Raw genomic sequence first — 8969 nt, 5'->3', positions numbered from 1 at the left:
CCCTCGTTCGAGACGCTGCTGCTGGCGCGCGCGCTCCAGGGGCTCGGCACCTCGGCGACGCGCGTGATCGCGACCTCGATCGTGCGCGACTGCTATGCCGGCCGCCGCATGGCGAGCGTGATGTCGCTCGCCATGATGGTGTTCATCGCGGTGCCCGTGATCGCCCCCTCGTTTGGACAGGCGGTGCTGCTGGTGACGGCATGGCGCGGCATCTTCGTGGTGCTGATGCTCTACGGCCTGCTCGCGCTCGCATGGTGCGTGCTGCGGCTGCCTGAGACCCTTCCCGAGTCCGGGCGCCGGTCGCTGGCGCCCGCCGACGTGCTCTCGGCGTTTCGGCAGACCGTGACCAACCGCCAGACCATCGGCTATGCCACGGCCGCCGGCAGCGTCATCGGCGCGCTCTTCGCCTATGTCTTCTGCGCCCAGCAGGTCTTCACCGGAATCTATCACCTCGGCCATTACTTTCCGCTTGCCTTCGCCGCGATTGCGGCCGGCACGGCCATCGCCGGCTTCCTCAATGCGAGGCTGGTCGGGCGGCTCGGCATGCGCGTGATCTCGCACGGGGCACTGGCGCTCTACACGGTCGTTGCCGCCGTGATGCTGCTGACGGAAAGCCTCGGCATGCTGCCGCTCGCATTGTTCATGGTGCTTTCCGCCTTGATGATGTTCTCGTTCGGCATGATGATCGCGAACTTCACCGCGCTCGCGATGGAGCCGCAGGGCCACATCGCCGGCACCGCCTCCTCGCTCTACGGCTCGATCACGACGCTGATCGGAATCGTGGTCGGCATGGCGATCGGACAGAGCTTCGACGGAACACTGCTGCCGTTCTCGGTCGGCTTCTTCCTGTCGACGCTGGCTGCGCTCGCGATTGTGCTGGTGGTGGAGAAGGGACGGCTGTTCAAGCCGCATCATCGTCCTGTCGGGTAAGGAACTTCCCGGCGGCCGCGATGTTGTCCTGCAGCATTTTTTGAAAGGCCGCTGCAATGGAACCGGAACACCGCGAAGATCACGACGTAGAGCGGCAGAGGGCGGAAAGTTCCGAACCGGGTGCTGAGCAGACCACGTTCACAACGCCATTTGCCAGCGAGGGGCTCGAGCAGGTTCGCGACAGCCACTGCTGAGCATGGTCCCCTAGTCGGTCGCCCGCCGGCTGGCGCTGAAATCATCTGCAGCGCTCTTGGGGATCGTCCGCATTCCCCTCGGCCGCACCATGAGCACAACGACCTCCCGCGCGAGACCGGGCCGCCCCCACAGGGTCGCCTGCGCAGTGAACTCACGCCTGACGAAGTGTCCGGTCCGGGAGGACGCCCACTCCATCCATCGGATGCAAGGCTCCTGGTCGCGGTAACAGAGCGCGGCCCAGCCGCGGTCGAGCGACGTCTTGCGCGGCAATCCCAACGTATCTTCGTACTCGAAGGGTCCCGCATTATACGGATGGTCCTGGCCGTAGAACGCGGCGGCGAAGGCGAGCGAACCATCACCACTCACGGCGCTCAGCGGCACGCCGGTCAGCTCCCGCCACGCGCGCGTCAGTTCGCCGGCCGTCTGGGCGTAAAGATTCCGGCCCTCCTCATAACCGCGATCGTTGCGATAGACGGCATGGATCGGCGCGGCGACCAGGACGGCGGCCAGCGCGACGCCGGCCACGATCACGGTCAGGTTGACCGTGTAGAAGCGCTCGATCGGGTAGCTTGTGCCGCAGACCACGAGAACAGTGAACAGGAACAAGCCCTGCAACGCCCATAGCGACGGCAGATCTGTGCCCATCACAAGCGAGGTCAGGATCGGCAGCAGGATCGTGCCGATCGCGACGTAGAACAGAAGCCGCAGGCCCGGGCTCATCGCCGCGAAGTCGGCCGGAAACTGCTTCAAGCGCGTTCCTGCGACGAGCACCCAGAGCACGGCCGACATGCTCATCGCCGCCGCCAGCCCCAGCAGAAAGTTTCTCGCCTCGCCGAGTGAAGTCGCAGTGCTTCCGTTGGCATGCGCCAGCGCGTAGGTGAAAGTCGACGCGCCCGTTGTCGCGAGCCAATGGATGTGGGGTGATAGCGCCGCGAGCCCGACGACGACCGAGATCCAGGGCGAAGCGGAGGTGAAATAGGCGCGTCGCGCCGGGTGTGCCAGCGCGGCAAGCACAAAGCTCGTGACGAGAAAGATCGAATAATATTTGCCGACCATTGCCAACGCCGTCGTGCATCCCACCGCGACCGCCCACAGCGGGGCCCGCGTCTCGAATGCACGCAGGAAGCACCAGGTCGCCAGCGGCCAGGCCGCGAGCAGCACCGAATTGGCATTGAAGCGCTGGGCGTGGAATTGATAAATCGGTGTCAGCATCAGGAGCAAGAGCACCAGGATGCGCTTGTGCCCGGTCACGAATTGCCGCGCGATTTGGTCGACGAAGATCAGCGCAAGCCCGGCATTGGCCATCGCCATCAACTGCAGCGACCAGTCGCTGAGCGGGAAGACGGAGGTCCAGCCAGCGGCGATCCAGCCGGTCAGGGGCGGATGCTTGTGATAGCCCCAGGCGAAATGCCGCCCCAGTGTCCAGGCCTCGAGCGTATCAGGGTGCAGGCCGCCGCCGGCATAGGCGATCGCCAGATAGAGCGTCCAGATCGCAACGAAGCAGCCGATGAGAAGAGGCACGGCCCAGCCCGCCTCGACGCCATCCAGCCAACGCAGGAAAGGTCGCCGCCAACGCGCCGGCGTGCGATCGGACCGTTCGGCCATCGCCTGTAATGCAAAATCGATCGACACGGGAATCAGATTGAGGAAGGGAAAGTAATGGGTGAGGAGCACACATCTATTTCAAGATTGAAACAAATAGCAATGATCGGACATTGGAAGGGTTAAAAGCCGCGCGCCTTCTCAATTGGCGCAGCCAACAAAAGGCAGCGGCGCCGCTGATATCAGCGGCGCCGCATCACGATCCGACAAAAGTCGCGGGAACGCGTCGCCCGCCTACTCCGACTTGTCGACGTTCCAGAACAGCGGCGTCGCCGGGCCGTCGAGCACGCCGGTCAGCGATTTGCGCCAGCCGCTCGGCAGGAGATACTGCCCGAGCGGGATATAGATCACCTGCTCATAGGCTTCCTTCTGGATGTCGGCGGCGATCTTCTTCTGCTCGTCGAGCGAGGGGGCGCGGACGAAGGCGTCCTTGAGCTGCTCGATCTTGGCGCTTTCCGCCCAGCCGAACCAGCCGCCCTTCTTGCCCTGGCCGCCGATCGAGAGATTGGCGATCGGGTTGGAGACGTCGGCTGCGACCCAGTTGGTGAAGAACATGTTCCAGCCGCCCTCCTTCGGCGGCTTCTGGCTGGCGCGACGGCTCACCACCGTCTGCCAATCGGTCGCCTGCAGGTCGACCTTGAAGCCGGCCTCGCGCAGCAACTGGGCCGCGACGATCGGTTGCGCCTTGAGGGTCGTGACGTCGCCGGGCGCCATGACCACGACCGGGGTGCCGTCATAGCCGGACTCGGCGAGCGCCTTCTTGGCTTCCGCCATGCCATTGCCCTTCACCAGAGTCTCGGCGCCGGCCTCGGTTGCGAACGGCGTGTCGCAAATGAAGAACGCACCACAGATCTTCTGATATTTGGCATTGCCGACCAGCGCGTCGAGCACGTCCTTCTGGTTCATGGCCAGAAGAGCAGCCCGCCGCACCTTCACGTTGTCGAACGGCGGATAAAGGAAGTTCATCCGGCCGAGGGTCTGAAAGCCGAACTTGTTCGAGACCTCGATCGTGATCTCCTTGTTCGCCTCCAGCACCGGCAGCATGTCGTAGGGCAGGTTCTCCATGAAATCGATGTCGCCCGACTGCAGCGCGTTCACCGCGGTCTGAGAGTCCGGCATCGTGATCCATTCGACGCGGTCGACCTTCGCCACCTTGCCGCCCGAGGTCCAGCTCGCCGGCTCCTTGCGCGGCACGTAATCGGTGTTCTTGACGTAGACCGCCTTCACACCCGGCTGGAATTCCGACGCCACGAACTTGAACGGACCCGAGCCGATCTGCTCGGGGATCTGCTTGTCCGCCGGCGTCTCGGCGAGGCGCTTCGGCATCATGAAGGCGACGCGCGAGGACGGCTTGCCGATGGAATCGAGCACGAGGCCGTAGGGCTCCTTCAGCTTCAACGTGATGGTCTTGGCGTCGGTCGCCTCGATGCTCGCGGTGAAGTCCATGAGCTTCTGGCCCATGCCGTCGACCGCGGCCCAGCGCTTCAACGAAGCGACGCAGTCCTCCGCAGTCACCGGCGCGCCGTCATGCCACTTCAGCCCGTCGCGCAGAGTGAAGGTGTAGGTCAGCTTGTCGTCGGAGATCTTCCAGTCCGCCATCTGCGGCTGGATCTTGAAGGTCGAATCGGGGGCCACCAGCGTGTCGTAGACCATGTAGCCATGGTCGCGCGTGATGTAGGCCGTGGTGAAGATGGGATCGATGATGCGCAGATCGGAATGCATCACCGCCGTGATGGTCTTGCCCGCTGCGAGCACTGGCGAGGCCAGCGCGGTCGAAAGCGCGACGACCGACAGCGCAAGTTTGGAGGCAAGCGCGCGAGGCCTCCGGCGCATGAAGTGGAACATAAAAAGTTTCTCCTGACGTGAAACTGTTCAAAGGCAGGTTATTGGTTAAGCATGCGGCTCGTTCCTTGGGCGAACTAACCTCATGCAATGCCTTTATCTTTCGAGACTTGCAGACAGGGCCGAGCGCGTCAATCCGGTTTCGCTGCAAGCCCTGGCGGCGCGGGCACGGGCTCCACAAGGATCGGTTTGGCTCTACAACACTCTCCACTCGTCCTGCCGCGCGGCAATGCAACGCGCGTTCCATCTTTCGAAGCTTGAGAGACATCGAGATGAATCCAGCCAATCTTCCTTTCGATTCCGAGGCAATGCTCCAGGGTCTGCGTGGCTGGGTCGAATGCGAGAGCCCGACCTGGGATGCTGGTGCCGTGAACCGCATGCTCGATATCGCGGCGCGGGATATGGCGATCATGGGTGCGACGATCGAGCGCATCGTCGGACGGCAAGGCTTCGGTGGCGTGATCCGCGCGCGCTTTCCGCACCCGAAGCAGGGCGGGCCCGGCATCCTGATCGCCGGCCACATGGATACCGTCCACCCGGTCGGCACCATCGAGAAGCTGAAATGGCGGCGCGAGGGCAACAAGTGCTATGGCCCCGGCATCTACGACATGAAGGGCGGCAACTACCTGTCGCTGGAAGCGATCCGGCAGCTGGCGCGCGCATCCTTCACCACGCCGCTGCCGATCACCGTGCTGTTCACGCCTGACGAGGAAGTCGGCACGCCCTCGACACGCGACATCATCGAGGCGGAGGCTGCGCGCAACAAATATGTGCTGGTGCCCGAGCCCGGCCGTACCGACAACGGCGTCACCACCGGACGTTATGCCATCGCACGATTCAATCTCGAGGCGACGGGCCGGCCGAGCCACGCCGGCGCGACGTTGTCGGCGGGACGCTCGGCGATCCGCGAGATGGCGCGGCAGATTCTCGCCATCGACGCGATGACGACGGAGGACTGCACCTTCTCGGTCGGCGTCGTGCACGGCGGGCAATGGGTCAATTGCGTTGCCACGACCGCCACCGGCGAAGCGCTCTCCATGGCCAAACGGCAGGCCGATCTCGACCGCGGCGTCGAGCGGATGCTGGCGCTGTCCGGCACGAGCAACGACGTCGCCTTCAAGGTGACACGCGGGGTGACGCGCCCGGTGTGGGAACCGGATGCCGGCACGATGGCGCTGTACGAAAAGGCGCGCGGCATCGCCAAATCACTCGGCGCCGAACTGCCGCATGCGAGCTCCGGCGGCGGCTCCGACGGAAACTTCACCGGTGCAATGGGCATCCCGACGCTCGACGGCCTGGGCGTGCGCGGCGGCAATGGCCACACGCTCGAGGAGTATATCGAAGTCGAGAGTCTGGTTGAGCGCGGTCGGTTGATGGCGGGTCTGCTGGCGACGCTGGAGTGACGGCGCCGCTGTTCCCTAGCTATTCCGTAGGGTGGCAAAGGGCGCGTCGCGCCGTGCCCACCATTCTGCCAAATGGAGGAGCGGTAGGCACGCTCCGCTTTGCCCACCCTGGGAGCTTAGCCGCACTGCAAAATCTGTGGCCCTGATGGCACGGGAATTGCTGAAATGTTAGGCTAGTGGCAGAACTGACCATCGCGGCTGCCGCCGATTTGACTCTAATCTGACGGAATCCAACTTGCTCGGATATCTCCTACGCCGAATCTTCGCCGCCGTGCCCGTGATGGGCGTCGTCGCGCTGTTCGTCTTCCTCCTGCTCCGCCTCACCCCTGGCGACCCCGCCGCGATTCTCGCCGGTGACAACGCGACGCCCGAACGGCTGGAGCGCATCCGCACCTCGCTCGGCCTCAACGAGCCGCTGATCGTGCAATTCATCACCTGGGTGAACAAGCTGCTGCACGGCGACCTCGGCACGTCGCTGATCTCCAATCTGCCTGTCATGAAGATGATCGGCCAGCGCGTCGAGCCGTCGATCTCGATCGCGCTGTCGACCATCATCCTCGCCGTCATCGTCGCCGTTCCCTTAGGCGTGATCGCGGCGTGGAAGCACGGCACCTGGATCGACCGTTTCGTGATGGGCCTCTCCGTGCTCGGCTTCTCGGTGCCGGTGTTCGTGGTCGGCTACATCCTGATCCAGATCTTCGCGATCGAACTGCGCTGGGTGCCGGTGCAGGGCTTCCGCAGCATCTTTAACGGCTTCGGGCCGTTCTTCGAGCGGATGATCCTGCCGACCTGCGCCCTCTCCTTCATCTACATCGCGCTGATCGCGCGCATGACGCGCGCGGCGATGCTCGACGTGCTCGGCGAGGATTACGTCCGCACGGCGCGCGCAAAGGGCATCAACGAGGTTGCCGTGATGATGCGGCACGCGCTGCGCAACGCCGCCGTGCCTGTGATCACCGTGATCGGCACCGGCTTTGCGCTTCTGATTTCGGGCGTCGTCGTCACCGAGAGCGTGTTCAACATCCCCGGCATCGGCCGGCTCACCGTGGACGCAGTGCTGGCGCGCGACTATCCGGTGATCCAGGCGATGATCCTCTTGACGTCGCTGATCTACGTCGTCGTCAACCTTCTCATCGACGTCGCCTACACCCTGCTCGATCCCCGGATCCGGTACTGAGGCAAGGACAAGGACAAACATGTCGGTCGATACCCTTCCCCAGTCCTCTATTCCGATCACGTCGCCTCTGCGCCCGCGCTTCGGATTCCTGACCTCGACACCGATCATCGCGACGGCGACGGTCCTGCTCGCGCTGATCGTGCTGATCTCGATCCTCGCGCCGCTGATCGCGCCGCATGATCCGATCCAGCTCGCGCCGTCGCAGCGGCTGAAGCCGTCGTCCGGGCAATTCCTGCTCGGCACCGACGCCTATGGCCGTGACCTGGCTTCGCGCGTCCTCTATGGTGGCCGCATCTCGCTTCTGATCGGCATCGGCTCGGCGATCCTGTCGATCGTCATCGGGCTCGCGATCGGGCTCGTCTCCGGCTTCTTCAAGCTGGTCGATGCCGTCTTGATGCGGGTCATGGACGGCTTGATGGCGATGCCGAGCATCCTGCTGGCGATCGCGGTGGTGTCGCTGTCCGGTGCCAGCCTCTGGACCGTGCTGATCGCGATCACCATTCCCGAGATTCCGCGCGTGGCGCGCCTGGTGCGCTCGGTCGTGCTGTCGGCGCGCGAAGAACCGTACGTCGAGGCGGCGATCTCGGTCGGCTCCAGCCTGCCGAAGATCATGTGGCGGCACCTGATGCCGAACACGATCGCGCCGCTGATCGTCCAGGGCACCTATGTCTGCGCCAGCGCGATCCTCACCGAGGCCATCCTCTCCTTCCTCGGCGCCGGCATCTCGCCGGAAACGCCGACGTGGGGCAACATCATGGCCGAGGGCCGCCAGTACTTCCAGATCAAGCCATCGCTGATCTTCTGGCCCGGCCTCCTGCTCTCGATCGCCATCCTCAGCATCAACCTGATCGGCGACGCGGCCCGCGACGCCCTCGATCCCCGCATGAAGCAGCGGGAGGGGAAGTGATTTGTCTCGCCGCCCCTGCCCCTTGTTCCGTCATTGCGAGCGAAGCGAAGCAATTCAGTCTGCATCCGCGGAAGGACTTCTGGATTGCTTCGTTGCTTCGCTCCTCGCAATGACGATGGAGTGACCTGATGACCGACACCATCCTCGACATCAACAACCTCGTCGTCTCCGTCGGCAAGAAGCCGAATGGACCGAAGATCATCGACGGCATCTCGATCCAGGTCCGTGAGCGCGAGACGCTGTGCCTCGTTGGCGAAAGCGGCTCGGGCAAGTCGGTGACCTCTCTCACCACGATGGGCCTTTTGCCGAAGGGCACGCTGGTGCCCACCGCCGGCAGCGTCAAGCTGGTCGGCGAAGAGCTGCTCACCGCGACCGACCGCCGCCTGCGCCAGCTACGCGCAACTCAGATGGCGATGATCTTCCAGGAGCCGATGACCGCGCTCAATCCGGTGGTGCCGGTCGGCCGCCAGATCGACGAGGTGCTGCGCGCGCACACCAAGCTCGATGCCAGGGCGCGCAGGAAGCGCATTCTCGACATGATGGAGCAGGTCCACCTGCCCCAGGTCGAACGCATCTTCGCCTCCTACCCGCACCGCCTCTCCGGCGGCCAGCGCCAGCGCATCATGATCGCGATGGCGCTGGTGCTGGAGCCGAAGCTGCTCATTGCCGACGAGCCGACCACCGCGCTCGATGTCACCACTCAGAAGCAGATCCTGAGCCTGATCCGCGAGCTCCAGCGCGATCACGGCACCGCCGTGCTGTTCATCACCCACGACATGGGCGTGGTCGCCGAGATCGCCGACCGCGTCGCGGTGATGCGGCAGGGCCGCCTGGTCGAGACCGGCCCGCTCGAGACCGTGCTGCGCAATCCGACCATGGAATACACCCGCAATCTGCTCGCGTCGGTGCCGAG

Annotated in this window: 7 protein-coding genes; 5 read left to right on the top strand and 2 right to left on the bottom strand. The window is 64.4% G+C overall.

The features are described from left to right. Positions 1-930: MFS transporter (locus MOV74_RS22970; protein WP_246927311.1), on the top strand; the 930-nt coding region annotated here is incomplete at its 5' end. 204 nt (positions 931-1134) lie between these two features. Here MOV74_RS22970 and MOV74_RS22965 read toward each other — a convergent pair. Together MOV74_RS22965 and MOV74_RS22960 are read right to left on the bottom strand one after the other, a co-directional pair. Then, positions 1135-2730: a glycosyltransferase family 39 protein gene (locus MOV74_RS22965; RefSeq protein ID WP_246927319.1), complete on the bottom strand. Its 1596-nt coding sequence runs from the start codon at positions 2728-2730 to the stop codon at positions 1135-1137. Between the two features lie 231 nt (positions 2731-2961). After that, on the bottom strand, positions 2962-4572 hold the full coding sequence (locus tag MOV74_RS22960) for an ABC transporter substrate-binding protein (RefSeq protein WP_246927304.1): 1611 nt from the start codon (positions 4570-4572) through the stop codon (positions 2962-2964). 269 nt (positions 4573-4841) lie between these two features. Between MOV74_RS22960 and MOV74_RS22955 the strand changes: the two genes are divergently transcribed. From MOV74_RS22955 to MOV74_RS22940, 4 genes are all read left to right on the top strand, one after another. After that, entirely contained in the window at positions 4842-5972 is a 1131-nt protein-coding gene (locus tag MOV74_RS22955) for a M20/M25/M40 family metallo-hydrolase (protein ID WP_246927302.1), read from the top strand. A gap of 235 nt (positions 5973-6207) precedes the next feature. Then, the gene (locus MOV74_RS22950) at positions 6208-7149 is read left to right on the top strand and encodes an ABC transporter permease (protein ID WP_246927300.1); all 942 of its coding nucleotides are present in this window, start codon (positions 6208-6210) and stop codon (positions 7147-7149) included. 19 nt (positions 7150-7168) lie between these two features. Continuing rightward, positions 7169-8056 carry an ABC transporter permease gene (locus tag MOV74_RS22945; protein WP_246927298.1) on the top strand — a complete coding sequence of 296 codons (888 nt, stop codon included), beginning with the start codon at positions 7169-7171 and terminating at the stop codon, positions 8054-8056. Positions 8057-8184: 128 nt separating this feature from the next. Then, the coding region (locus MOV74_RS22940) for an ABC transporter ATP-binding protein (protein WP_246927296.1) at positions 8185-8969 on the top strand (785 nt) is incomplete at its 3' end.

This window comes from Bradyrhizobium sp. SHOUNA76 (genome assembly GCF_023006445.1).
Lineage (GTDB): Bacteria > Pseudomonadota > Alphaproteobacteria > Rhizobiales > Xanthobacteraceae > Bradyrhizobium.
Note: the sequence above shows the minus strand (reverse complement) of the source record. Positions and strands in the feature narration are given on the sequence as shown.